Genomic DNA, 24046 nt, shown 5'->3' with positions numbered 1-24046 from the left:
GCGCTTGACTGTTCTTTTTTTAAACGAGGTGAATAATGAAGAAACTTGTTGCGTTCGGCATCCTTGCCCTCTCTCTGGTCGGCACGGTCTCCGCCCAGGTCAAACCCGAGGATCAGATAAAATATCGGCAAGCCGGTTATAGCTTTATGGCCTGGAACATGGGCAAGATCAAAGCCAACCTGGATGGTGAATTCAACGTTCAACAGGTTCAGGCGGCGGCCAGCGCGGTTGCTGCCATCGCTGGTTCGGGGATGGGGGCCCTTTACGGCCCAGGGACTGAGAGCGACATTGGTGATCGCAAAACGCGCGTGAAGCCTGAAGCGTTTCAGAATATGGCGGATCTCGGCAAGCTCGCCACCGATTTCAATGCCGCTGCCGCGAACCTGGCGAACGCCGCCGCAAAGGGCGACAAAGCAGCCGTGCAAAAGGCATTTGGTGAAACAGGAGCCACCTGCAAGGCCTGTCACGATAAGTACCGGCTCGACTGAGTTTTCGAGAGCCATCGCGATTGCCGGCCCTGATCGGGGCGATCGCTGCGTCATCTTCCAGGTCAAGGCGCTGGGCGACTCACCCAGGGGGTCGCGCAACGCTTTCGATCGGGGCAGGCGGTGCAGGCCGGAGGATCGTATGCTTGCTTCAACCTTCCAACCGGCCGGACAGGAAGAACGGGATCAGGTCTGGATTGCCGCAGGCACCGGCGTGACACCGTTCTCGCGCCTGGCCGGAGGCCTTGCAGGGGGATTACCGCCTGCTTGCGGCGTCCTCCAGCTCAGTTTGCACAAGCGCTTGCAGTGCCTCCACGCTTAGAGCAGCAAGAGGCCGGCCGTTTACGAAGAAGCTCGGAGTTGCATGTATATCAAGATTTCTCGCGTCCTCCAGATCCGTGCGAAGCGTTTCATTGATTGATTCCGAGTAGAGTTCGCCCTTTGCCTTGTCAATGTCAAGGCCTGCCATCTCAGCCGCTCGCCATGCGGCGGCCATCGCCGGATCTTGCCGCCACTCAGGCTGGGTCTCGAGAACCGCAGCGAGAACCGCGTCGTACAGCCCTTGGGATCTCGCTGATTCGATGATCCGTGCGGCGTATTCTCCTTGCTCGTCGAAAACGACGTAGCGATACACCAATCGAATGTCTTCAGGGGCCCGGTCGACGATTTCCTTGACGTAGGGGTGAATGAATGCACAGGTGCTGCATGAAGGGGAGAAAAACTCGACAATGGAGACTCTGGCGTCCTCAGGCCCGATCGCATGTGAATGCGATCGCTCCAGCGCGCTCCCCGGAGGCTCCTTTGTGTTGGAGGTGCCTGACGACAACATATGGAACGTTGCCGTGGCGATGAGAAACACAGCGCTTACTGCAAATGCAGTGGCTAGCAGCATTCGTCTCCTGGTCATGAGTGATCCTTTATGGAAACAGTTGTGAGCAGCGCAGTCATGGATAGGAACGATGCGAGAGAAAGCAAGGGTAGGGGAATGCCCATGACTTGCATGCTACGGTCGGTGCATGAGGGGCCCATGGTGCGTGCCACTTCAATCACCTCGGGAAGGGCGCTGAGATATGTCGTCGTGTGCACCAGTGCCAATACGGAACCAGCCACTGCGAGCGGCAACGCATAGATCCATGCAGTTGCGTCATCGCGGAAATTTGCGATCCCGAGGATGACAGCCAATGGAAACATCGCAATGCGCTGATACCAGCAAAGATCACACGGAGGCTGCCCCATGATTTCGCCGAGAAACACCGCGGTGGCAGTCGAGATCAGGGCGATGAGCCACGCGAGGAAAAGATAGGTCAGTTTATCCGCTCGATTCGACGGCATTGGTTCATCCTGTCTTGCCGAATGCATGGTCAAAGGTTCGCGCCTCACCGGAAAATAGGGTCAGTCTGCGAAGAACCTCTTCCACTCCCCCGTCCTCAACAGGGCGCGGCACTCGTTGCGGTTCAGCCGGTTCCCGAGAAACTGACCGCGGTTGTATGCACGGTCTCGGCCAGTCAGTGCAACCAGTTTCTCCTTTCCAGAAAAATTATCTACTTCCTTGGCGACACGAAGTCGGGCCAGGCCGTACCGCACACTTTTCTCATCGTATCGTTCTTCACAATACTTCATTGCGCCTGAGAACGCGCCCAAACGGTATGCTGGATTGCGATCGTCTGCGAGAACGGATGCTGGCATGGCAAAGGCCATGAGCAAAAGCGATGCGACCATGCGATAGTGGATTGTTTTTCTGATGCAGAGAGCCATCTGTATGTCCTGATCGTGTTGAATTAAGTTAGGGAGCGAGGTCGACTACTAGCCTCGATACGGATCCGGCACCTGTCGGATGATGCCTAGCGTCATCTCGGCGTCGATCTCAGCCTCCAATCTTGTGAGGAGGTGCAGTTGCTTGGTAGTCAAATGAGGGGCAAGGTCCCGGAGCAAGCGCCTCCTGGCTTCGATCCGCTTTGAATCGAGAGAAAGCGATCCGCAGATCATCTTCAATGGAGTGCCGGCTTGGTCAAAGTCGTTATTGAACTGGTCAGCGTAATTTTCGAGGATTCGTAGTTGGGCCGAGCGTAGTAGAGCGACGGTGTCGATGTATTCCCGGTACGCCGCGTCGAAGGGGGCGCTCTTTTCGGAGGAGAGCTCTATGCGGCTGCGAACCAGCTCCATGCGGCGCCGATCAAGCGTCGAGAACTGATCTCGAATGCGCGCAATCTCATCGGACTCGTTCGATTCCGGCGGTGAGGAGGGCGGCGAAGCATGTGCAGAAGCCGAGATCAGGATCACGCATAGAAGATGGAGTGCGACTTTTCCCATGATGGATTCGAATGTGGCGTCAGTGTCGAGGATTGGCCGTTGAGAAGAGATTCCGGATTGGATCGAGGCTGTGGTTCCATTGCCAACCGGGAGGACGGCACAGAGGATAATCGCTTGAAAGTAATTTTAGTCTGGCATCGGCCCAAATTGAGACGGCTCATAAATGAATCTATGTACGTATTGATGGACTGAATTTTGATTGCAGGGAAATCCCAGAGGGAGGCGTTCGATCTGGCTGGAAAGGCGGGGCGGTTTGATTGCGCAGAATGTCGGGACCTTCGATCATGGCTATTGACGGGCCCAAAATGGGCCGGAAGGCTGCATATCGGGCCGGGAAGTGTTTATTCTTCCGGTTCGACGAATTCGTGCGACTGCGATGAGCGTGAAATGACTGAGCGCTCATCGTTGCTGCCGGTTAACCGGCATGGCGTGGAACCTTGCAATTTGTCATGTGTTGCGAAGGCCCATTGCGCGGGATGGGGTTCATTTTCCGCCTGTTTCCGACTCTGATCTGTCCTGTTGCAAATGCAAGTTGATCGTCGATCGGTCACGGAATCTTATAAACATCGCTCCCGTCGCTAACGAGTGGCTCTTTTTTGGCGGGAGTAACCTGGCAGCCGGTTTTGGGCGGCCATTAATGACATGCGACATTCCAAAAATTTCGTTCTATGGGCAGGAGCGATCCTGGCCGTAATGACCGGCGGATGTGGTGACGCACCACCGCCAACCGGGATCCCCGAGGCAGTGAGGCCTGCACTCATAGTGACCGTCGATCGACAGATCTTGTACGACACGCTTCGTTTGCCGGGGCGTCTCCGCGCAGCCAAGCGTGCGGAATTATCGTTCGACGTGCCCGGATCGGTGGAACGCTTCAGGCTGGAAGAAGGGCGGCAGGTCAAAGCTGGTGACGTGGTCGCGCGCTTGGACGATGGTGTGTACAAGGCCAGGTTGGATGCAGCACGTGCCGAGTTCGAGCGGGCAACGGTTGATCTTGCGCGCTACCAGCGGCTCTGGGAAGAGGAGTTGGCTGTTGCGCGTGCGGAGGTTGACGACCGTCGCGCCCGGCTCGAAGCGGCCCGAACCAATCTGGCTGCCGCAGAGCAGGATCTTGCGGACACCGTCATCCGGGCGCCCTTCGATGGCGTGATTACCCGCCGTCGCATTGAAACTTTCACCAATGTGCAGGCTAAGCAGCCTATTGCCGAACTGCAGGACCTGCGTGAGCTGGAAGTGGTGATCAATGTCCCGGAGCGCTTGGTGCGGAGAATGCAATCTCATCAGGAGGCCATCGCCTTCTTCGACGATGACGCCGAGCAGTCGTTGGCGCTCGAGCTCAAGTCCTTCGCTGCGGACGCCGATCCATTGACTCAGACTTATGTCGCCGTACTTTCGGTGAAGTCGATTCCGAAGGGTCTGAATCTTTTGCCCGGCATGGCGGTGAACGTCCAGCCGGCTATGCGGAGGGAGGCCATGTCAAGCACGGAAGCGGCGGTGGCGGTCCCGCTGTCCGCCGTTGCGCCTGATGCACAAGGTGCGCCAGGCGTCTGGGTCGTCGATGAGGGCGGCCGCGTAGAGCGCAGGCCGATCGAGACTGGCGACATCCGTGGGGCCCGGATCGTCGTGCGATCCGGTCTTGAGCGCGGCCAGCGTATCGTTGCGGCCGGCGTGGGAGGGCTACGTGAAGGGATGCGGGTCCGGGCTCTAGCGATGACGACAGCGGATCGCCGCCAATGAACATTGCCGAATATACGCTCCGAAAATCGGTTGTCGCCTGGGTGGTGGTGCTACTCGTCCTGGTGGGCGGGTGGCTGTCGTACGAGCGCCTGGGGCGCTTCGAGGATCCGGAGTTCGTCATCCGCCAGGCGGTGGTGGTCACGGCCTATCCGGGCGCTTCGCCGGCACAGGTCGCCGAGGAGATCACCGACCTGATCGAAGGCGCGGTGCAACAGATGCAGGAGGTCGAAGAAGTGACCTCGGTATCGCGCGCCGGCGAGTCGCTGGTCAAGGTCGAGGCCAAGCTGGCCTTCTCGCGCACCCAGGCCGAGCTCGACCAGGTGTGGGACAAGCTGCGCAGCAAGATTGCCGACGCCGCCCGCGCCTTGCCGCCAGGTGCGGCCGAGCCCGTGGTCAAGGGCGACTTCGGCGATGTCTTCGCGCTGTTCTATGCCGTCACGGGCGACGGCTACAGCCCGCGCCAGCTCTGGAACTACGTCGATTTCCTGCGCCGTGAACTGGTGCTGGTGCCGGGTGTGGCACAGGTTGCGCTGCTGGGCGAGCGCAAGGAAGCGATCTACGTCGAGGTTTCCAGCGCCCGTGCCGCTCAGCTGGGCGTGCCGCTCGACCGGATCTATGCCTCGTTGCGCGCGCAGAACCTGATCGTGCCCGCGGGCGCCGTCAATGCAGGCCCACTGCGATTGCAGATCCAGCCGGCCGAGAGCGTCCTTGCGGTCGAGACGCTCGGCGACCTGGTGGTCGCGGGCGACGCCAACAGCGGCCTGCTGCGCCTTCGAGACGTGGCCAGCATCCATCGCGAATACGTCGATCCGCCCGCGGTGCTGATGCGCCACGATGGTCGTCCGGCGATCGGGCTGGGCATTTCCAACGTGCTCGGCGGCAACGTGGTCGAGATGGGCGACGCGGTGAAGCGGCGCCTGGCCGAGCTTGAAGGCCAGCGCCCGATCGGCATGGAGCTGAACGTCGTTTCCGTCCAGTCGGACGCGGTGCGCGCCGCAGTGTCGGGCTTCGTCGAGAACCTCGTGGCTGCGGTCGCGATCGTGGTCGTGGTGCTGTTGCTCTTCATGGGGCTGCGCAGCGGACTCATCATCGGTGCGGTCCTCGTGCTCACCGTAGCGGGTACCCTGATCGCGATGCTGATGGACGGCATCGCCATGCAGCGCATCTCGCTCGGCGCGCTGATCATCGCGCTCGGCATGCTGGTCGACAACGCCATCGTGGTCACCGACGGCATCCTGGTCCGGCTGCAGAAGGGCGAACCGCTTGCATCGGCCGCGGGCGCAGTGGTGCGCGCCACGGTGTGGCCACTGCTCGGGGGCACCGTGGTCGGCATCCTCGCCTTCAGCGCGATCGGCCTGTCGCCCACCGACATGGGTGAATACGCCGGGTCGCTGTTCTGGGTCATCCTGTATTCGATGCTGCTGTCGTGGCTGTTCGCGATCACGCTGACCCCGCTCCTGTGCGCGGCTTTCCTGAAGACCAAGGTGGATGCCGGCGCCGCAGAGGGGCGGTTGCTGCGTGGCTACCGCCGCGTGCTGCAGAGCGTGCTCGCCCACCGTGCCGCCAGCGGCGTGGTGCTGGCTGGGCTGCTGGCGGCCGGCGTGGTGGCCTTCGGCTTCGTTCCGCCCGGTTTCATGCCCGACTCCGCGCGGCCCCAGTTCGTGGTCGACCTGGCGCTGCCACAAGGGACCGACATCCACGCCACCGCGGCCATGGTGGCCAAGGCGGAGGAGACGGTGCGCGACGCACCGGGTGTCACCCACGTCACAAGCTTCGTCGGTCAGGGGGCGTTGCGCTTCATGTTGACTTACAGCCCGGAAGACCCGAACCCCGCCTACGGCCAGCTCCTGGTCGATGTCGAGCGCTTCGAGGACATCGCCGGCCTGATCGAACGTCTGCAGCCCGAACTCGAGAACGCCTTTCCGGAGGCCAGCGTCAAGGTGTGGAAGTTCATGCTCGGCCGCGGTGGCGGGAAGAAGATCGAAGCGGCCTTCCGCGGCCCCGACCCTGCCGTGCTGCGCCGGCTGGCCGAGGAGGCCAAGGCCATCATGGCCACGGACCCGGAAGCCGTCGCCATCCAGGACGACTGGCGCCAGGCGGTGCCGGTGGTGCGCCCGCGCTTCTCGGTCGAGGCCGCGCAACGCGCCGGCGTGCTGCCCTCGGATATCGCCGCGGCACTCGAGCGCACCTACGTCGGTCAGCAGATCGGCGTCTATCGCGAGGACGAGCGCCTGATCCCCATCCTCGCACGTGCGCCGGCCGACGAGCGCCGAGGCATCGAAGACCTCGGCAACGCCCAGGTGTTCAGCGCCACCGCCGGCAAGTACGTCCCGGTGAGCCAGTTCGTCGAGCGTATCGACACGGTGTGGGAGGATGCGCTGATCCGGCGCGAGAACCGCTTTCCGACCATCAAGGCACAGTGCGACCCGCCCGCGGGGCAGTTGTCCGCACCGCTGTTCGCGCGCCTTCGGCCGAAGATCGAGGCCATCGAGTTGCCACCGGGCTACGCGCTGGAATGGCACGGCGAGTACAAGGCCGCCACCGAGGCCAACGCCGGATTGGCCGCGGCCGCGCCGTTCGGCTTCGCGGCGATGGTGGTGGCGGTGATCGTGATGTTCAATGGCCTGCGCCAGACCGCGGTGATCTGGCTCACCGTGCCACTGGCGGTCGTGGGGGTGGCGATCGGACTGCTGGTGTTCCAGGCGCCGTTCGAGTTCATGGCCATTCTCGGCTTCCTGAGCCTGACGGGCATGCTGATCAAGAACGCGATCGTGCTGGTGGATCAGATCGACGTCGAGATCCGCGAGGGCAAGCCACGCCTGCTTGCGGTGCTCGACGCTTCGGCCAGCCGCGCCCGCCCGGTTTTTCTCGGTGCCGCAACCACGGTGCTCGGCGTGGCACCGCTGCTGGTCGACCCCTTCTTCCGCAGCATGGCGGTGACGATCATGTTCGGCCTGATCTTCGCGACCGGGCTGACCCTGGTCGTGGTGCCGCTACTGTACGCGAGCTTCTTCCGCATACGAGGTGAAGAGCTTGCGTACCCGGCAAGGCCGGAATCCGGACGGGAGGAGGCACGATGAGCCGCAGCACCCTGCGTACCGGCCTGCTGGATATCGCGCTTGCGAGGTTTGGCCGCCTGGGATGTCCGTTGGTGGTGGCTGCCCTGGTGGGCGGGTGCCAACCATCGGACTTCGTCCGCCCAAGCGTTGAGGTGCCCGAGCACTGGCGGCTGACGACAGAACGTGACGGCCACGACGATACGGCCGATCTCGCGAGCCTCCCATGGAACGTCCTGCTGCCCATCCCCGAACTGCAGGCACTGATCGAGGAGGCCCTGGTTGCGAACGCGACGTTGCGTATCGCCATCGAGCGCATCGAACTCGCCCGCGCCCAGTACGGCATCGAGCATGCCGCACGGTTCCCGGCCGTCAACGCCACCGGCGCCGGGACCCGGGAACGCATGCCGGGTATCGATCCGAGCGGGAACCGTGTGGGCGAGTCCGGTTCGGTCGCGCTCTCGATACCCGCCTGGGAAATCGATCTGTGGGGGCGCCTGGCCGCGCGTTCCGAGGCTGCCCGTCGCGAGGTGCTCGCCAGCGCGGCCCAGGCCGACGGCGTGCGCGCGAGCCTGATCGCACAGGTCGCCTCGCTGTATCTCGAGCTGCTCGACCTCGATGCGCAGCGCGAGATCACCCGCCGCACGATCGAGGGCCGGCGCAAGGCGCTGCGCCTGACGCGTGCGCGGTTCGACGAAGGCGTATCTTCCATCCTGGATGTGCGCCAGGCGGAATCCGTGCTCGCCGGCTCGGAGCAGGCGCTCGCCGACCAGGCACGCCGCATCGCGCAGGCCGAGAATGCGCTCGCGCTGCTGCTCGGCCGCAATCCCGGGCCGATTCTTCGCAGCGCACGGCTCGACGCGCTGGACACGCCCGTACGCCTCGACGCAGGCCTGCCGTCGGCGCTGTTGCAGCGTCGCCCCGACATCCGGGCGGCGGAGGAGGCGCTACGTGCCGCCGGCGCCAATCTGGACGCCGCACGCAAGGCCTTCCTGCCCCGGATCACCCTCACCACACTGCTCGGCTTCGCCAGTACCGATCTCGGCGAACTCTTCGACGGCAACCGCTACGCCTGGTCCCTGCAGCCCTCGTTCGGCCTGCCGCTGTTCGATGCCGGCCGACTGCGTTCAGGGGTGGCTGCGGCGGAAGCGCAGCAGCGCATCCTGGTCGAACAGTACAAGGCCACCATCCGCCAGGCTTTCCGCGAGGTCAGCGATGCCCTTGTCGCATTCGAGCGCCTGAGCGAACAACGCGAGGCCATGAGCAGGGTCGTGCAGGCCAACCGCGAACGCTTGCGGGTCACCAATGCACGCTATCTTGCGGGGATCTCCAGCTATTTCGAAGTCATCGACGCAGAACGCCAGCTCTTCGACAGCGAACTGTCGCAGTCGCAGACCAGTCGCGCGCTGCAACAGTCGATCGTCCAGCTTTACCAGGCGCTGGGCGGTGGATCGAGCACTGCTCCAGCGCAGATTCGAAGCTGAGGAAGCGCCGAATGGTTCATGACCGTTCGGCCTGGGCTTGTCGAAATCATTGATTTTTCAGGCAATGAACTTCGACAAGCTCGGGGCGAACGGATTTGTGCGTCAAGGGGTATCTCCGTTCATCGCAAGGCCGATCCAGTAGTGCCTACCCTTTCAGGCAGTCACGAGCACCCGATCAAAACGCATGATGAAGGTGGATGCGCCAGACCGCGAAAGCGGGAGGCGCTTCATCAGAGACCTTGTGACGCACTCACGACCCAGATTCGTCGTGGGGAGGCAGCTTCACATGCGCGAGCAATGACTCGATTTGCCTCGCCGTTGCCAGAAGACTTTTGACGGCTTCCCGAGTCAGATCGAAGGTTTCCTGGTCCACGGCGTTTCGTGAGACGACCCACCTGCCCAGCCCGGTTCTCTCCACCTTTCCAAGCGTTCTCAGCTTCTCGAGTTTTCGTCGAACGGTCTCCTTGGGTACTCCGGAGATCTGGACGATGTCCGCGACACGCACGGGATGCAACTCACCAACAAACATCCCTTTTTCGTTGATCACGTCGTCGGAAGGAAAGCCCGGGCGTATCGATCGAGCAATGCTGAGGTGCGCAATGATGCCCCAGATAAGCGCAGTCTCAAGTTCGAGTCCGATCCTGCTGTTATTGAGCCGTCGCATGTGATCAACGATGTAGCGATTGCAGGTGAATGCCACCACGCCGAAGGATCGCCGAAACCGGGCTTCGAATTCATCCATAGTCAGAGCCTAAAAGATTGCCACTCCGCACCGGCCGTAGCCGCGGGAAATGTCCACATTACATACGGCGGGCTCTAGACTGAAGTGCAACACCCTTATTTTGATAGGGTGTGCGCATGGTAAGAATCTACAAGCATCTGAGCATGGAAGAGCGTAACGTAATCCATCGGTGTCGTAATGAAGGATTGAGCAGTCGGGCAATTGCCCGACTGCTCAATCGCCCTGCTTCGACGGTGACGCGCGAACTGGCTCGCAACACGGTTGGCAAGAGCTACGATGCGCTTCGAGCGCGACATCAATCGCAGGCTCGCCGGCGCCGCGGCTCGATCAAGCTCCAGACTGATTCGAAGTTGTTTGCTCGGGTACGAGCACTGATGGCGCAAGGTTGGTCGCCTGAGCAAATTGCAGGCAGACTGCGGCGTATGCATCCAGACGACCCTGGCTTTCATGTTTCCCACGAGACGATTTACTGCGCGATCTACGCCTTGCCCCGAGGCGAACTGCGCAAAGAGCTCATTGCCCAATTGCGCTTTGCTCACAAGACGCGCATGCCCCGTGCTCGTGGTCAGGATCGGCGCGGTCAGTTGCCGAACATGACTTCGATCCACCTGAGGCCGATTGAAGTGGCGGCTCGACTCATTCCTGGGCACTGGGAAGGCGATCTGATCAAGGGCGCGGGTAATCGCAGCGCGGTTGGCACATTGGTCGAACGCAAGAGCCGTTACCTGATCATGACTAGATTGCCTGATTGTTCTGCTCAATCCGTGCTGGAAGCCTTCACTGCCAGGTTTCGCCACGTTCCAGCATGCGTGCGCAAAACGCTGACCTACGATCAAGGCAAGGAGATGGCCAAGCACGAAGAGTTGGCTCGCCGTTTGAAGATCGACGTCTATTTCGCCGATCCGCACAGTCCGTGGCAGAGGCCCACCAACGAAAACACCAACGGACTGATTCGTGAATACCTGCCCAAGGGGCTGGATTTGGCTCCGATCTCGCAAGGCTATCTCAATGCAATTGCAAGGCAGATCAACGACAGGCCGCGCAAGTGTCTCCAGTTCGAAACCCCAGCTGAAGTATTTGCGCGGGAAGTCATCAGCATGAAATCAAGTGTTGCACCTCAAACTTGAAACCGCCTACGTATTCCAGGAAGGCCGACGCCCAGAGGAGCAAACGGACCGCCCCCTGGCTACGGGCCATGCAATCGAGATTGATTGGTCGAGGAGAGTGCAACCCCTCAGCGTCGCAGCACCAGTAAGAGAAGGTCAGATGGAGATCCGGTGAGTTCGCCCATCACCGCGATCCGACATTAGTAGGATCGTTGTATTCATTTCGGCAACCTTTGACTTTTCTCAAAGTCCCATTCAACTCTCGATTATTGAGGCTCAATTTGAGCCATTTTGCACTAATACGGGCGCTTGAGGCTCATATCGGGCCACGGCGTATATTGAAAAATTGAGAATGATGTAAAAATGGAGTTGGCCTTTAATGATTAAGCGAATTTCTTGATCGATAGATTTTTCGACTGAATCCAGGAGACTCTACTTCTGGCTAGGTGCGGAGCTGGTTGGCCTCCTTTCCTTTACTCACGAGCGTTCCAATTGATGACTGACGGTAGTCAAAAAAATATAGTGGGCCAATCAGACATGGGAGGGCAATCGAGTTGTCACATGGCGCTGATGCAGAGCGTTCGTCTGTATCAAACTGTCATTGATAGCTCGTTCTCCGTGATCTATGTCACAGACATAAATGGACGATACAAATTCGTCAACGATGCGTTCAAGCGTCTGGTCGGCCTTCCGGAAGAGAAGATAATCGGGCATGACGCCAGTGACGTCTTCAAGAACATGGGTGGAGAAACGCTTCATTCGCGCAATCTTGAAATCGTCCTCACCCAAGAACCTCGGAAACTGGTCGAAGTCGTCGAGAGCGCCTGCGGTGTCAGATATGTCTATGAGGTGAATTATTTTCCGATCAAGGAAATAAGCGGCGCGGTCGCGGGAATGGGAGGGATTGCGCACGACATAACGGGCCGCTACCTCGCAGAGAAGAGGTTCGAGGTCGTAATCGGCGGATCAATGGATGCATTCTTTCTGCTTGCAGAGAGTGGGCAATTCATCGAGGTTAACCAGGCCGCGCAGGATCTGACCGGGTATTCACGCGACGAACTGTTGAGAAAGTCTGTGCGAGACATAGATGTTCCGCTCGATGGCCTGTCCGTTGTGGACAGGCTTAGGTCGGGCGGCGGCAACGCTGTTCGTTTCGAAAGCCGCCTTTCTAGAAAAGACGGCCATCTGCGCGATATCGAAGTGAGCATCTGTGGGGTGGCAACAGAAGATGAGGTTGGCGAGTTTTCGGAGCGTCTCTATTACGGGTTCGTCAGAGACATTACCGGAGAGAGGGTGGCAAGGCAGCGTATCGAGTATCTGGCCTACAACGACACGGTCACTGGCCTGCCCAATAGGGAAGGCTTCAAGAAAGATTACTGCAGCCTCACGAGTGGACGTCAGGACCGGTCGCTGCGTCACGTTCTCATGTACCTGGATGTCGACAACTTTAAAGCAGTGAATGACGCGTTGGGGCATTCCGCTGGCGACGCAGTCATCCGGGAAGTCGGTCGCAGAATTCGCCAGGTCATCGGCGATGATCAGTTGCTTGGAAGGGCTGGCGGAGATGAGTTTCTCGTGTGCTTGACCGAGGAAAACCTCGGTGGTACGGCAGAGGCCGTCGTTCGCGCAATCCTGGAGGCGGTCAGCGAACCCATTGATCTTGGGATTCGACAGACACGCGTGACGATGTCAGCTGGTGTGACGGTCTCATCTCGTCATAATGAAGAGCTCGAGCTTCTTCTGATGCAGGTTGATTTTGCTCTATTTGAAGCGAAAAGACACGGCCGGAGCAGATATGCCTTTTTCGATATTGATCTGCATGCATTGCACTCGGAGCGGTGCGTCCTGAGTGAAGAGCTGAGGAGCGCCATCGTACGCGGCGAGCTCAACATTCACTATCAGCCGAAAATCGGCCTGTCGTCCGGTGCATTTGTTGGCGTGGAGGCCCTTCTGCGCTGGCACAGTCCAACGCTTGGAAGCGTCTCGCCTGCAAGGTTCGTCCCCATTGCCGAAGAAACCGGCTGCATAGTGGAGCTGGGGGCGTGGGTACTCCGGCGTGCATGTTCGGATTTTGTCGGGTGGAGAGCAGGGGGGTGTGGCCTGGAAAGACTGTCCGTGAATCTCTCGCCCATCCAGTTTCGAATGCCTGGATTCGTGGACTTCGTTCGTGAAGTGCTCGATGAAACGGGATTTCCGTGTGATCGTCTTGAACTGGAGTTGACTGAATCGACCCTGATTGAAGGAACCGATGAAATCCTCAGGACTTTGAATGATCTTGCCGAGCTGGGGGTGTCCTTGTCGATTGACGATTTCGGCACAGGCTTCTCAAGCCTGTCTTATCTTAAGAAGCTTCCGGTAAGAGCTTTGAAGCTCGATAAATCATTCGTCACGAACATCGATTCTGATGTCAATGACAGGACGCTGGTTGATGGAATCATCCGGCTGGCACGCAGTTTCGGACTTTCAACGATTGCAGAGGGGGTCGAGACGAAGGCGGTCAGTGACATGCTGCATCAGATGGGATGTGATCAGGGGCAAGGCTATTACTTTGCAAAACCGATGGATCTCGATTCTCTGAAGGATTGGGTGTCATCGGCGGACGTATTGAAGCGGCTTTAGGTATGGCGAGGGGGGGAGATCACCAGACGATAACGGTGTCGACGATCGATGAAAGCGAGAGGAAAATTGGTCGGGTGTATTTTTCCGGGCTGGGAGGTTGAGTCAAAAGTCACATTCAACGTATCTTTCTTGGCCAGGATCCAGCCGCTTGAACGATAATCCGAAGGTGCGTTCGAACGAACTGCTGGAGTATGGGGTTTCCTTGAAAGTGCAATATTGTACGGAATTGGGTTGTGGCTTTGGCGATAGAATCTAGATTTAGAACACTGAGGGCAAAGCTACTCCTGGTGCTCGTCGGCTGTATCGTAATCCCCGGGGGGGCTGTGACGACCATCATCTGGGCACAGCAGGAAATGCTGCGAAACGAAATAAGAGAGCATCGGCTTGTGCGTTTAAGGGATGCGATTGCCGCACAGGAAGAGAAGATTGTCGTACGAGTGATCTCGTTTCTCGATAAGGTGGGTGAGCGCTATGCGCAAAACGCTGATTTTCGAGCCGCTGGAGATCCTGATGAAAACCTGCTTATCACGGATGCCCGCTATCTGACTTTGGGAGTGATGGAAGCAGATGGCAGGCTGCGAGTGATCGCCGGGGATGAGCCCAGTCCTGCAGCAGCGGAGGTGATCGCAGAGATCACGCAAGACCAGGCGACGGTTGTCCGTGATGTTCCAGACAGGGCGGGAATGGTCATCGTGGTGCGCTCGATGGGAAACGATCTGAATGAACGGCTGCGGGCCGGATTTGCGGTATTGGACGCGCAATCAATGAGAGGAGCGGTCGCGGAAGTCCTCAATCGTTCGGTTGGCGCCTGGGTTCTGCTGGATCGAGTTGGCCGGGTGATCGAAAAATCCGACACATTCGGGCAACTGGATATTGATCCGGCGCAGATCCAGAATGATTGGGAACGCATCACCGTGGAAACGACGGCTGCACGATCGCTGATTCTTGGCGGACAATATGAGAGTTTTCGCCACGATGCGGCGGTGTTGCATGCCTTTTTCCCCCCGCTGTCATCTTTCGCCGATCGGCCTATTCGACAGCTCGGCTTGATTGCGGTGGGAGCGCTGGCGGTGGCTGTGCTCTTGTCACTGGGAATATGGTTTCTTGTGAGCTCGTACTTCACGCGTGAACTCAGAAAACTTCTGGGCACGGTCGATGAGATGTTTCCCGAACTCGAAGGGAGTGCAGCCGTGAAGCCTGAATGCCCATCGGAGTTCGATTTTCTGCATTGCAGATTGAGTGTTCTCGCGGAGATGCTCAGGCGATATCGGCTGGCAGCCGAGATGGAGAACGAGCGGCTTGCGGGGCAAATCGGAGTTCTCCGCCAGGTCGCCAGGCGCGAAGGACTGGACGCCGCGCTCGAGGATCTGTGCCACTTCGTTGAGGGGCAAACGCCGGGGTCGCGATGCTCCGTACTGATACTGGACCGTGATGGACGGACGGTCGTGCGGTCTGTTGCACCGAGCCTTCCGGCTCATTACAACGCCGCTCTTATCGGGCTGAGGATAGGGCCGGACGTCGGATCGTGCGGCGCTGCGATGTCAATGGGATCTCCGGTTTTCGTCGACGACATTGCTACGCATCCGAACTGGGCGCCATTCCGTGAGCTCGCGTTGCCTTGTGGCTTGCGAGCCTGTTGGTCGTTACCGGCGATCAGGGAGGATGGCTGGGTATTGGGTGCATTTGCGATCTACAAGTTGGCGCCGGGGATGCCGTCGCCGGATGAAATCCAGATCGCGAGCATGGGTGTGGAGCTGGCAGTTCTTGCGATTGATCATCACAAGGCGCTGGATCTCCTCGAACGACAGGCGTTGCGGGACGAACTGACCAATCTGCCGAACAGGCGCTATCTCTACGACTGGTTGGCACGATCGCTTGCGTCAAAGGAGGCAAGCGCCCATCTGGCAGGAGGAATGGTGCTTTTGCTCGATCTCGATGAGTTCAAACCGGTCAACGATACGTATGGGCATGCTGCGGGAGACGCGGTTCTGCGTGAGGTCGGGAAACGGCTTTCGCAGATGCTTCGTGAAGGTGATGTCGTCGCGCGCTTGGGGGGCGATGAGTTTGCAATCGTGGCTCATGACATCGCCGCCGGCGGCACTGGAGATATCGGGCTCTGTGAACGAATAATCCGAAGAATCACTGCCCCCATATCGCTGGACGGCGGGAATGTCGTTCAGGTGAGTTGCAGTATTGGGATTGCGCTTTTCCCTGACGATGCCGACTCGGCAACGGAATTGCTGTGCAGGGCGGATGAGGCCATGTACGCGGCCAAGGAGCGGGGGAAGAACTGTAGCGTTTTCTGGCGAGAGCTCGCAGGTGAGGCGAGGTTTGGAAGAGCATGATCGTGGGCAGGCGCGGTGGGCTACTTACGAGTGGATTCAGCGCGCTTCATGGATCTGAGGAAAGAAGGGAGTGGTGGATATGGCATGGTGACCGAAGAGGCGGGCGAGCGAGTCGTACGCAGACGTCCAATGCAATCTGGAGCGCGCTCTTGCGGTGGAGCGCGACCAGGTTTCACACTTGGAGCAGGAGCTTGCTCGAAGTCTGTCGGAGTGCTCGGCGATGGGCCGGCAGAACGATCTTGGTAATGCGCTTTTCGGGAACTTGCGTGTTTACTCCGAGACCTTGAGTTCGGTGCAGCAATCATTCTCCGTTCTTGCCGGCAAGCTGTCTGACGAGGAGTCAGTCGCAGTTCGCTCGACGCATGCAGCCGATGAGAGCAGTAAGGCAATCGTCCGAGTCACGGATCATCTTCAGTGCTTGGCGAACGAGTCGGGCCGAACAGTGGAATCGGTGAATAAGCTTGCAACGCGTGCTGCCCAGATCGGCGGAATCGTTCGCCTTATCCGGGAGATCGCCGATCAGACGAACCTCCTGGCGTTAAACGCAGCGATTGAAGCTGCGCGGGCGGGCGACCAAGGAAGGGGTTTTGCGGTGGTTGCGGATGAGGTGCGCAAGCTCGCCGAGCGAACCGCAGGGGCAACGAATGATATTTCAGAGATTGTGGGCGTTATTCAAGAGGAAACGAAGCATGTCGCACTCGTGATCGGCGATCTTTCGCATTCGGCCGCATCCGTTTCGAGCGAAGGGGCCGATGCACGTTTCAACATGGATGAACTATGTGGACTGACGCGCGAACTTGCCGACGTGATGCGCCAAGCCGCATTGCAGAGCTTTGTCGAGTTGGCAAAACTGGATCATTTGGTTTTCAAGCTTGACGTGTATCAGGCAATCGCGGGCGTCCCTGAGGCGAGAGCCGAATCGCTGGCCACCCACAATGATTGCCGTCTTGGACGTTGGTATCGCGCGGAAGGGCGACGGTTCGAGCAGTTGCCGGCCTACCGTCATCTGGAGCAACCCCATGCAAAGGTGCATCAGAGTGGCGCAACTGCACTGGCTCGAATCGTGGAAGGCGATCCGGAAGGGGCCGTTGCTGCAGTCGCAGAGATGGAGGAGGCGAGTATTGAGGTTCTGAGAACCCTGCAGTGTCTCGCCGAGTCGGTCGGTGAGAATGCGGCCCGCTCGTGCCCAGTGGCGAAGTGAGGCGCCTGGCTACGAGAACGCCAGCAAGTCGTGGAGTTGGGCGCAGGATTCTTCGAGGTCTTTTTCATCGCATGGCGCATGAATCCGCCTCGGGGTGATCAGAATGCCCTTGATCCGGTCTGCAGCGATACAGAACGTCTTTTTTGGTGAAGTTCGTTCCGGCGCCTGGTTGCCATGTGCAACGACGAGCCGTCATTTTTTTCTTGAGTTTATGAAGCATATCCGTGCTGTTGAGGAGTGTGGTGATGAGTAGTCAAAGGGCGCTTTATGAGAGCAAGCGTATGAATGCGGCCGATGCCGTGGGCGTGATTCGCGACGGCGACACCATCGTCGTGCCGACCGGCGTCGGCGAACCGCCTGCCTTGCTGCACGCGCTGTCCGAGCGGCGCCACACGCTGCATGACGTCACCGTCAGCCAGATCCTGCCGCTGCGCAAGTTCGCCTACCTCGATCCGGAGACGCGCGCCAACATCTGCCACGATGCCTACTTCTTCGGCGGCGCCACCCGCGCCGGCGGCCAGGCCGGCTGGGTGGACTACGTCCCGGCCTATTTCTCCGAGCTGCCGATGCTCATCGACCGCGGCCTGACGCCGGCCGACGTCGTCGTGTCGATGGCTTCGCCGATGGACGAGCACGGCTACTTCAGCCTGTCGCTGGCGCCCGACTACACCATGGCGGCGATCCGCCGCGCCCGCGTCGTGCTGCTGGAAGTCAATCCGAACGTGCCCTTCGCCAACGGCGACTGCCACATCCACGTCTCGCAGGTCGCCGGCCTGGTCGAAAGCGACGAGCCGCTGTTCGAAGTCGGCCTGCCGCAGATCGGCCCGGTGCAGGAAGCGATCGGCAAGTATGTCGCCGACCTCATCGACGACGGCTCGACGCTGCAGATCGGCTACGGCGGCATCCCCGACGCGGTGGTCATGCAGCTCCAGCACAAGCGCGACCTCGGCATCCACACCGAGATGATCGGCGACGGCATCCTGTCGCTGATCGAATCGGGCGCCGTCACCAACCGCCGCAAGACCTTCATGCCCGGCAAGCTGGTCGCCACCTTCGCACTCGGCTCGCAGCGCCTGTACCGCGCGCTGCATCGCAACCCGGCGATCGAGATGCATCCGGTCGATTTCACCAACGACCCGTATCTGGCCGCGCGCAACGACAAGCTGTGCGCCATCAACGCCACCTTGCAGATCGACCTGATCGGCCAGTGCGGCTCCGAATCGCTGGGCCACGTGCCCTATTCCGGTACCGGCGGCCAGGTGGATTTCGTCCGCGCCGCCAACCGCTCGAAGGGCGGCAAGGCTTTCATCGTGCTGCCGTCGACGGCGAAGGACGGCACCGTGTCGCGCATCGCGCCGGTGCTGTCGCCCGGCACCCACGTCACCACCAGCAAGAACGACATCAACTACGTCGTCACCGGATACGGTGTCGCCGAGCTGCGCGGCAAGACCGCCAGACAGCGCGCCGAGGCGCTGATCGGCATCGCCCACCCGGATTTCCGCGGCGAACTGCGCGAGGCGGCAATGAAGATGAAGCTGCTCTGAGATCGGTGAGGCCCGCGAGGGCATCGAACTGGAGCGCTCGACGCTGGCCGACTTGGAGTCGACGTCGTGAGGCGAAACTGGATGCGATGCCCGCCGTTACGGGACTCCCGCGCACGCCGTAGAAAATATACTCAATTCTGAAACTCTATGTGATGCGACGGCTCGAGCGTCTCAGGGTGTGAGAGGATGCGCCCTACGACAGTAAGGCGATCCGCGCCATCGATCTGGCTCGGAAAGCGGTTCCGGATGCGACGACGCTGTTGAAGCTTCGCCGTCTGCTGGAAACACACGGACTGGCACGCAGGATCTTCGAGGCGATCAAGGCGCGTCTGGCCCGGAAAGGCCTGCGCAGAACCGTGCTTCGGATGAAAGGCGCCAGCGTATCGATGAATCCGGCGGCGAATCATGCTTGCGGCTGATTCAGCGTCGCTGAAAGTGATTCATTCAGTGCTTCATCGGAATCGCAGTTTCTGCATGATATCAGATGTTGAGGATGCCGTCATTCTTGCATGGCGCTCGGCGGAGTGAGCCTGTCGTAGGTGAAGGCCACGGAGAAGAAAATGATGGATGATTTTGATGAGAGGTTTGACAGGGCTTTTGTAATGCTTGCGTTCGCGAGCAATCGTCACTTGGTCGATCATATGCGGCGACTCATTCATCTGCTCAAGATGGATCTCGAGAGCGCGATGCTATGGGGGCTCGTCGCACATCTCGGTGTGGCCCACGCGATGCGGCCCGGTAGTCCCCCCTCTGATTTGTTGGCATCTGATGGGTTTTTGCCGGATGGGGGGCGTGCCGTGCGTCTGGCCGACATCGTACAGGTTTCGGGATTGCCAAAAGAGACTGTTCGCCGAAAGCTCGACAAGTTGCGGGAGTCTGGAAGGCTGTGTCGGACGGATGACGGCCTTTGGAGTGCCGCTCGTGAAGGCGTGGATGAAAGTGTCTATGAGTTCACAAGGGAGGCGGTAAAACGTCTCTTGCAGACTGCTCGTGTGATCGAGGATATTCTTCAGCAGGCGGATCCCGACTCGCGGGCGCGATGATGGAACGGGTGAAGCGGAAAATCGACACCATGGGCCGTCCGGGTTGCAGGTTTTTTTATTTCAGCATGACTCCAGCACCGAACTTCGCTGGACTACGCCACAGTCCGTTGTTGCAGGTTTATCAAGAACTTACGTGAGTTCATCCTATGCCGGTGCTTTCCGAAACCTGACCCGGCTTCCGTCCGCTTGGCTCCCAAGAGGCTCCTGGAATCGGGTCTTTCCAAGGAGTCAGCTCTCCTGGGGCGAAGCGGTATATTCTTACCAGATCGTGATCGACGTTTTTAGGGTACGAAAATGGCCGCTACCGCCACCTTATCCAGCAAGTTCCAGATCTCCATTCCCAAGGCCGTGCGCGAAGAACAGCACTGGGAAGCCGGGCAGGAATTCGTGTTCATCCCCAAAGGCAAGGGCGTGCTGGTGATGCCCGTGCCCGAGCTGGAGCAGTTGGCCGGCATCGCCAAGGGCGCACGCACCGACGACTACCGCGACCGCCAAGACCGTTACTGAGAAGGCGGCGCTACTGATGACGGCACCGTTGCGCGTGGTCGATACCTCGGCCTGGATCGAATGGCTCACTGGCAGCGCGCTCGGCAAGAGGCTGGGCAAGCAGTTTCCGGACAAGCCGCAGTGCATCGTGCCGACCATCGTGCAGCTTGAACTGTCGAAGTGGCTGGTGCGCGAACTCGGCGAAGAACAGGCCGACCAAGTGATCGCCTACACGCAGAAGTGTGTCGTCGTGCCACTGGACACCACCATCGCCCTGCTCGCGGCGGAGCTGCACCGCGAACACAAGCTGGCTACCGCCGATGCCATCGTCTACGCGACGGCACGGCGTCAGGGCGCTGAGCTGCTTACTTGCGATGCGCACTTCAAAGGACTACCGGACGTGGCGCTGTTCGCCAAGACGGCTTGATATGGCAGAGGAATGGCAAACGCAGCCATTACTGCCCATTTTCACTACGCACTCAGCCTTGCTTATCGCGCAGGTGCTGGAGCAGGCTGTCGGCAGCCTCGTCGCTGGCGGGATGGGACTGCGCCCACGCCAATGCTTCGCGCAGGCCGGCGGCCGCCGCAGCGCTGTGCAGCCAGTGTTCGCTGTCGGGCACCACGGGAGAGGTTGGTAGCGTGGGCATATGCGCCTCCTGTCAGGCAACAGCAAAAACCAGCCAGTCGCAGCCGGTTCGTGGCCGGCCTCAGGCCGCCGGCTCCCAGGGATTGAACAAGGCCACGCCCGTCGGCGTGAAGTCGGCCACGTTGCGCGTCACCAGCGTCATGCCGTGTACCAGCGCGGTGGCGGCGATCAGGCCGTCCCGATAAGGGCGCGGGTCGGGTACGTGCAGCGCGGTGCTGCGGCGGGCAACGACCGTATCGACCGGCAGAATCCGGTTGGCGAAGCCGGGCGGCACATGCTCCTCCAGCCAGGCGCGAAGCAAGGCACCCTGGGCCGGGTCGCGGCGTTCGATCTGCAAGGTGCCGATCTCCAGTTCCTGCACGACGATGACCGAAAGATAGAGGCTCGCGCCGGGCACCGTCCGGCTCCAGGCCGCGACATGCGGGTCGGCCTTGCCGACACGAACCTTGCGCAACTCCGAGACGACGTTGGTATCGAGCAGCAGCATTCAGGTGAAATCCGCAGGCTGCGCCAGCTCGCGCGAGCGGGGAAATTCCACTTCCACGTCCTCGATGCCCGGCGGCAGACCGAGCTGATCGACGATGCTTTCCTGCTGGCCGATGATGTGCAGGTACTCGTCGTAAGACAGCAGCACATGCACGGGCTTGCCCCGGTCGGTGATGATGACCGGGCCGTCATGGGCGGTTTCGGCGCCGGCCAGTGCGGCTTGCCGGCGTGGCGTGAGCGCTGCCTTGGAGTGGGGGGCGGAGGACAAGCGTGTTGCCCTTCGAGGCGATACGCCATTTTTCTGCTTCAACGCAGCAGTAGAGCCGTGATGACGCCCAGGGCGAGCAGGATCAGCACGATGCCGGAAATACGTTCCAGCCACGGCAACGCCCGCGCGAAGCGGCGCAGCACGGCGGGATTGCCGATCAGGACAGCGATCAGCACGTCCCACAGCAGTACGGCGCTGAACATCCAGGTGCCGTAGAACGTCTTCCAGCCGGCACTGGCGTGCGGGCCGGTCAGCATCGCGGCCAGGCTTGCATAGAACAGCGCATTCTTCGGGTTGAGGATGCCGGAGAGGAAGCCCATGCCGGCCGCGCGCCGCCAGGCAACGAGCGGATGGGGGGGCGCGGCGGTGTGGCCAGAGGCCGACACCTTCAGTTCGCTACTGCCCGCGTAGCGAATGAACAGAACGCCGAGATAAACCAGGTAGCCACAGCCGGCCAGTTGCAGCACGACGAACCAGGCGCTGTCCGGCCGTAGCGCGGCCATGCCGGCGAATGCGGCGACAATGAAGACGCCATTGGCCAGCGCAATGCCGACGCAAGCACCGCTGGCGATGCGCCAGCCGGCGGACAGCGAAGTTCGGGCGATCAGGAAGAAATCCGGGCCGGGGGACAGCAGCGCCAGGAAATGCGCTGCTGCAATCATCAGGAACTGCTGCATTCAAGGGCACACGTGCGAGTTTTTCCCGCACAGTGTGCCGAGTGCCGCAACTTCTGTATTGAAGGAAATTGCAGCCGCCCTGGCTTTCGCCGCTACGCGCGGAAGCGGCCGGGCGTCACGCCCGCATGGGCCTTGAACACGCGCTGGAAATGCGCCTGGTCGGCGAAACCCAGGTGCTGGGCCACGTCCGAGAGGCTGTCTCCCTGCCGCATCCGTTCCCTGGCCAGGTTGACGCGCAGGTTCAACTGCCAGGCGTGCGGGGTCATGCCGGTGACGGCGCGGAAGGCTCGAATTACCTGATAACGGCTCATGCCTGTCAGCCGTGCCAGTTCTTCCAGCGCAATACCGGCCGCGGGTGTGGCGCGCAGGCCGTCCAGCGCCGGCTGAATCTGTTCGGCCAGACGCGACGGGATGCTCGGGGCTTCGATGCGCAAGCCCTGTTCGGTGTCGCAATCGCCGATGAACTCGATCAGCGCGGCTTCCTTGTCGCGCGTATCCGCCTCGGAGAACAACAGCGCGTTGAGCCGACAGAAGCGCATGTAGGCCGAAGACTCGGTGACGATGCGCACGGGTTCGGCGTCGATCGCATCGGTTTGGGCGTATTCCCGGCGGATGGCTCGCAGCCATTCCGTATCCAGATGCAGCATCTGGTAGCTCCAGGCCGTGTCGGGCGCAGGGTTGCAGGCATGCACGCGCTCGGCCGGCACGAACACCAGCGTGCCGGGGTGCAGCGCGACCGGGCCTTCGGCCACGCCGGTGAAGACACTTTGGCCGCCATCGACCGCGCCGATGGAGAAGCTTGGATGGTGGTGCGGCTTGTAACAGGCACGGCTCTGGCACGCCCGGCGACTTTCGGCGAAGGGCAGGGCCGGGTCGCGCCAGAACGCCTGGGTCGGATCGCTGTGCATCATGGGACGGAGTGCGGACATGCGGTCATTCGGTGCGCCAACAACCTACTCACCGAATTCCCGCTGGCTGCGTGGCGCGCCTGGGCATTGAGCATCAAGCGATTCACGGTACTTCACGCAACCGCGCATGAACTGCGGCCAGTCGGGCACGCTCGGGACGTGATCGACTTTTTCAGGTAGCAATGCCCACAGGTGCGGGTGATACCAGCACAGGTCATGACCAGAGGTGTCCCGGTGCGTGCGGATGCCAGCGCGCAGTTTCTTCGCTTCTTCGATGAGCTGTTCTCGCGTCATCGTCTGGAGATCGGTATCCATGTCGTACCCGCCATTTTTCTTCTGGATAGCGGATGCCGTGAAAAGACACTCGCCTGAATCGCCATCAATTTTAGCTTTCGGGCCTGCGCGCTTCACTTGCGTGCGGTTCGGCACACGAGGGCGGCCGTTGCTATGTCCAGCCGTCTTGAAAGACGGTGGCAACAGGGCCACCCGGGTTCCTCGTGCCAACCGCACCGAACAGCCGAAAGGCTGGGCTTCCGAATCCAGGAATCCGGTGTGCGGTTTGAACAGCAAACCCTTTTCGTCAGGAGCAAGGCCATGCAAGTCGCATCCCGCTTCGTTTCCCGTTCGCCGTCGCTGCGCAGCGATTACCCGCTGACCGATGACCAGATTCACCGAGTCGCCCCGTCCATCTTCGCGGACGCGCCGCATGAGAACCGTTCGCAGCGTTACGCCTGTATCCTCACCGCCGCCGTACTGGCCGAGCTTTGCAAGGAAGGGTTGGACAGTTCGCCCATTGCAGCCTGAATGCCATCCAGAAACTGCTGCCGGTTTTCGACTGGCAATGCGCGCCATGCGGCATTGGGCGTATAGAGTTCGACGAGATAGTGCGACATGGCAGTGTGCTCC

At 60.4% G+C, this 24046-nt stretch carries 24 protein-coding genes and 2 pseudogenes; 14 read left to right on the top strand and 12 right to left on the bottom strand.

Annotation, left to right across the window (positions count from 1 at the left end; all coding sequences use genetic code 11):
• Window positions 1-35: 35 nt before the first annotated feature.
• Complete coding sequence (locus tag ACNQFN_RS13720) at window positions 36-488, top strand: c-type cytochrome (RefSeq protein WP_418646790.1); 453 nt, start codon at window positions 36-38, stop codon at window positions 486-488.
• Between the two features lie 253 nt (window positions 489-741).
• On the opposite strand, the gene ACNQFN_RS13715 is transcribed toward ACNQFN_RS13720, so the two are convergent.
• Genes ACNQFN_RS13715 through ACNQFN_RS13700 form a run of 4 tightly spaced genes read right to left on the bottom strand, consistent with a single transcriptional unit; the run spans window position 742 to window position 2795 of the window.
• Window positions 742-1377: a DsbA family protein gene (locus ACNQFN_RS13715; protein ID WP_068638162.1), complete on the bottom strand. Its 636-nt coding sequence runs from the start codon at window positions 1375-1377 to the stop codon at window positions 742-744.
• Window positions 1378-1388: 11 nt separating this feature from the next.
• On the bottom strand, window positions 1389-1817 hold the full coding sequence (locus tag ACNQFN_RS13710; RefSeq protein ID WP_174524548.1) for a disulfide bond formation protein B: 429 nt from the start codon (window positions 1815-1817) through the stop codon (window positions 1389-1391).
• 60 nt (window positions 1818-1877) lie between these two features.
• Window positions 1878-2240, bottom strand: a complete 363-nt coding sequence (locus ACNQFN_RS13705) for a hypothetical protein (RefSeq protein ID WP_418646789.1) — start codon at window positions 2238-2240, stop codon at window positions 1878-1880.
• A gap of 48 nt (window positions 2241-2288) precedes the next feature.
• Complete coding sequence (locus ACNQFN_RS13700; protein WP_157659182.1) at window positions 2289-2795, bottom strand: hypothetical protein; 507 nt, start codon at window positions 2793-2795, stop codon at window positions 2289-2291.
• Between the two features lie 642 nt (window positions 2796-3437).
• Here ACNQFN_RS13700 and ACNQFN_RS13695 point away from each other — a divergent pair.
• Genes ACNQFN_RS13695 through ACNQFN_RS13685 form a run of 3 tightly spaced genes read left to right on the top strand, consistent with a single transcriptional unit; the run spans window position 3438 to window position 9069 of the window.
• Window positions 3438-4529 carry an efflux RND transporter periplasmic adaptor subunit gene (locus ACNQFN_RS13695; RefSeq protein WP_418646788.1) on the top strand — a complete coding sequence of 364 codons (1092 nt, stop codon included), beginning with the start codon at window positions 3438-3440 and terminating at the stop codon, window positions 4527-4529.
• Window positions 4526-7609 carry an efflux RND transporter permease subunit gene (locus ACNQFN_RS13690; protein WP_418646787.1) on the top strand — a complete coding sequence of 1028 codons (3084 nt, stop codon included), beginning with the start codon at window positions 4526-4528 and terminating at the stop codon, window positions 7607-7609. Before ACNQFN_RS13695 ends, ACNQFN_RS13690 begins: the two co-directional genes overlap by 4 nt.
• Entirely contained in the window at window positions 7606-9069 is a 1464-nt protein-coding gene (locus ACNQFN_RS13685) for an efflux transporter outer membrane subunit (protein ID WP_083953677.1), read from the top strand. Before ACNQFN_RS13690 ends, ACNQFN_RS13685 begins: the two co-directional genes overlap by 4 nt.
• 250 nt (window positions 9070-9319) lie before the next feature.
• On the opposite strand, the gene ACNQFN_RS13680 is transcribed toward ACNQFN_RS13685, so the two are convergent.
• Window positions 9320-9811 carry a hypothetical protein gene (locus ACNQFN_RS13680; RefSeq protein ID WP_068638174.1) on the bottom strand — a complete coding sequence of 164 codons (492 nt, stop codon included), beginning with the start codon at window positions 9809-9811 and terminating at the stop codon, window positions 9320-9322.
• A 116-nt stretch (window positions 9812-9927) separates the two neighbouring features.
• Here ACNQFN_RS13680 and ACNQFN_RS13675 point away from each other — a divergent pair, with 116 nt between their 5' ends.
• The 9 genes and pseudogenes from ACNQFN_RS13675 to ACNQFN_RS13635 all read left to right on the top strand — a co-directional run bounded on the left by ACNQFN_RS13675 (window position 9928) and on the right by ACNQFN_RS13635 (window position 20582).
• Window positions 9928-10938, top strand: coding sequence for an IS30 family transposase (locus tag ACNQFN_RS13675; RefSeq protein WP_418646786.1), 1011 nt, complete (start codon window positions 9928-9930; stop codon window positions 10936-10938).
• A gap of 540 nt (window positions 10939-11478) precedes the next feature.
• Window positions 11479-13536, top strand: a complete 2058-nt coding sequence (locus ACNQFN_RS13670; RefSeq protein ID WP_418646785.1) for an EAL domain-containing protein — start codon at window positions 11479-11481, stop codon at window positions 13534-13536.
• A 323-nt stretch (window positions 13537-13859) separates the two neighbouring features.
• A complete protein-coding gene (locus ACNQFN_RS13665) occupies window positions 13860-15881 on the top strand; it encodes a diguanylate cyclase domain-containing protein (protein ID WP_418646784.1) in 2022 nt (673 codons plus the stop codon).
• 220 nt (window positions 15882-16101) lie between these two features.
• A complete protein-coding gene (locus ACNQFN_RS13660; RefSeq protein WP_418646783.1) occupies window positions 16102-17082 on the top strand; it encodes a methyl-accepting chemotaxis protein in 981 nt (326 codons plus the stop codon).
• A 245-nt stretch (window positions 17083-17327) separates the two neighbouring features.
• Complete coding sequence (locus ACNQFN_RS13655) at window positions 17328-18626, top strand: acetyl-CoA hydrolase/transferase family protein (protein WP_418646782.1); 1299 nt, start codon at window positions 17328-17330, stop codon at window positions 18624-18626.
• A gap of 182 nt (window positions 18627-18808) precedes the next feature.
• Window positions 18809-18973, top strand: a pseudogene (locus ACNQFN_RS13650) (IS5/IS1182 family transposase); the annotation flags it as partial.
• A 213-nt stretch (window positions 18974-19186) separates the two neighbouring features.
• Window positions 19187-19669, top strand: a complete 483-nt coding sequence (locus ACNQFN_RS13645) for a hypothetical protein (RefSeq protein ID WP_418646781.1) — start codon at window positions 19187-19189, stop codon at window positions 19667-19669.
• 294 nt (window positions 19670-19963) lie between these two features.
• On the top strand, window positions 19964-20176 hold the full coding sequence (locus ACNQFN_RS13640) for an AbrB/MazE/SpoVT family DNA-binding domain-containing protein (RefSeq protein WP_418646780.1): 213 nt from the start codon (window positions 19964-19966) through the stop codon (window positions 20174-20176).
• A gap of 16 nt (window positions 20177-20192) precedes the next feature.
• Window positions 20193-20582 (top strand): type II toxin-antitoxin system VapC family toxin, encoded by a 390-nt coding sequence (locus tag ACNQFN_RS13635; protein ID WP_418646779.1) that lies wholly within the window; start codon window positions 20193-20195, stop codon window positions 20580-20582.
• A gap of 52 nt (window positions 20583-20634) precedes the next feature.
• On the opposite strand, the gene ACNQFN_RS13630 is transcribed toward ACNQFN_RS13635, so the two are convergent.
• The 6 genes from ACNQFN_RS13630 to ACNQFN_RS13605 form a co-directional block, all read right to left on the bottom strand.
• Entirely contained in the window at window positions 20635-20802 is a 168-nt protein-coding gene (locus tag ACNQFN_RS13630) for a hypothetical protein (protein WP_418646778.1), read from the bottom strand.
• 60 nt (window positions 20803-20862) lie between these two features.
• Window positions 20863-21288, bottom strand: coding sequence for a type II toxin-antitoxin system VapC family toxin (locus ACNQFN_RS13625; protein ID WP_418646777.1), 426 nt, complete (start codon window positions 21286-21288; stop codon window positions 20863-20865).
• On the bottom strand, window positions 21289-21555 hold the full coding sequence (locus ACNQFN_RS13620) for a type II toxin-antitoxin system Phd/YefM family antitoxin (protein ID WP_217999601.1): 267 nt from the start codon (window positions 21553-21555) through the stop codon (window positions 21289-21291).
• Between the two features lie 38 nt (window positions 21556-21593).
• A complete protein-coding gene (locus ACNQFN_RS13615) occupies window positions 21594-22217 on the bottom strand; it encodes a LysE family translocator (RefSeq protein ID WP_217999600.1) in 624 nt (207 codons plus the stop codon).
• Between the two features lie 107 nt (window positions 22218-22324).
• The gene (locus ACNQFN_RS13610) at window positions 22325-23161 is read right to left on the bottom strand and encodes a helix-turn-helix transcriptional regulator (protein ID WP_068636682.1); all 837 of its coding nucleotides are present in this window, start codon (window positions 23159-23161) and stop codon (window positions 22325-22327) included.
• Between the two features lie 24 nt (window positions 23162-23185).
• Window positions 23186-23812 carry a hypothetical protein gene (locus ACNQFN_RS13605; RefSeq protein WP_245650899.1) on the bottom strand — a complete coding sequence of 209 codons (627 nt, stop codon included), beginning with the start codon at window positions 23810-23812 and terminating at the stop codon, window positions 23186-23188.
• Between ACNQFN_RS13605 and ACNQFN_RS13600 the strand changes: the two are divergent.
• Window positions 23735-23923, top strand: a pseudogene (locus tag ACNQFN_RS13600) (hypothetical protein); the annotation flags it as partial. The gene ACNQFN_RS13605 and the pseudogene ACNQFN_RS13600 overlap by 78 nt on opposite strands.
• On the opposite strand, the gene ACNQFN_RS13595 reads toward ACNQFN_RS13600, so the two are convergent.
• Window positions 23866-24033, bottom strand: a complete 168-nt coding sequence (locus ACNQFN_RS13595) for a DUF6616 family protein (protein ID WP_157659127.1) — start codon at window positions 24031-24033, stop codon at window positions 23866-23868. The pseudogene ACNQFN_RS13600 and the gene ACNQFN_RS13595 sit on opposite strands and share 58 nt — an antisense overlap.
• Between the last annotated feature and the right edge of the window lie 13 nt (window positions 24034-24046).

The organism is Thauera butanivorans (assembly GCF_048398245.1).
GTDB classification, from domain to species: Bacteria; Pseudomonadota; Gammaproteobacteria; order Burkholderiales; family Rhodocyclaceae; genus Thauera; species Thauera butanivorans.
Note: the sequence above shows the minus strand (reverse complement) of the source record. Positions and strands in the feature narration are given on the sequence as shown.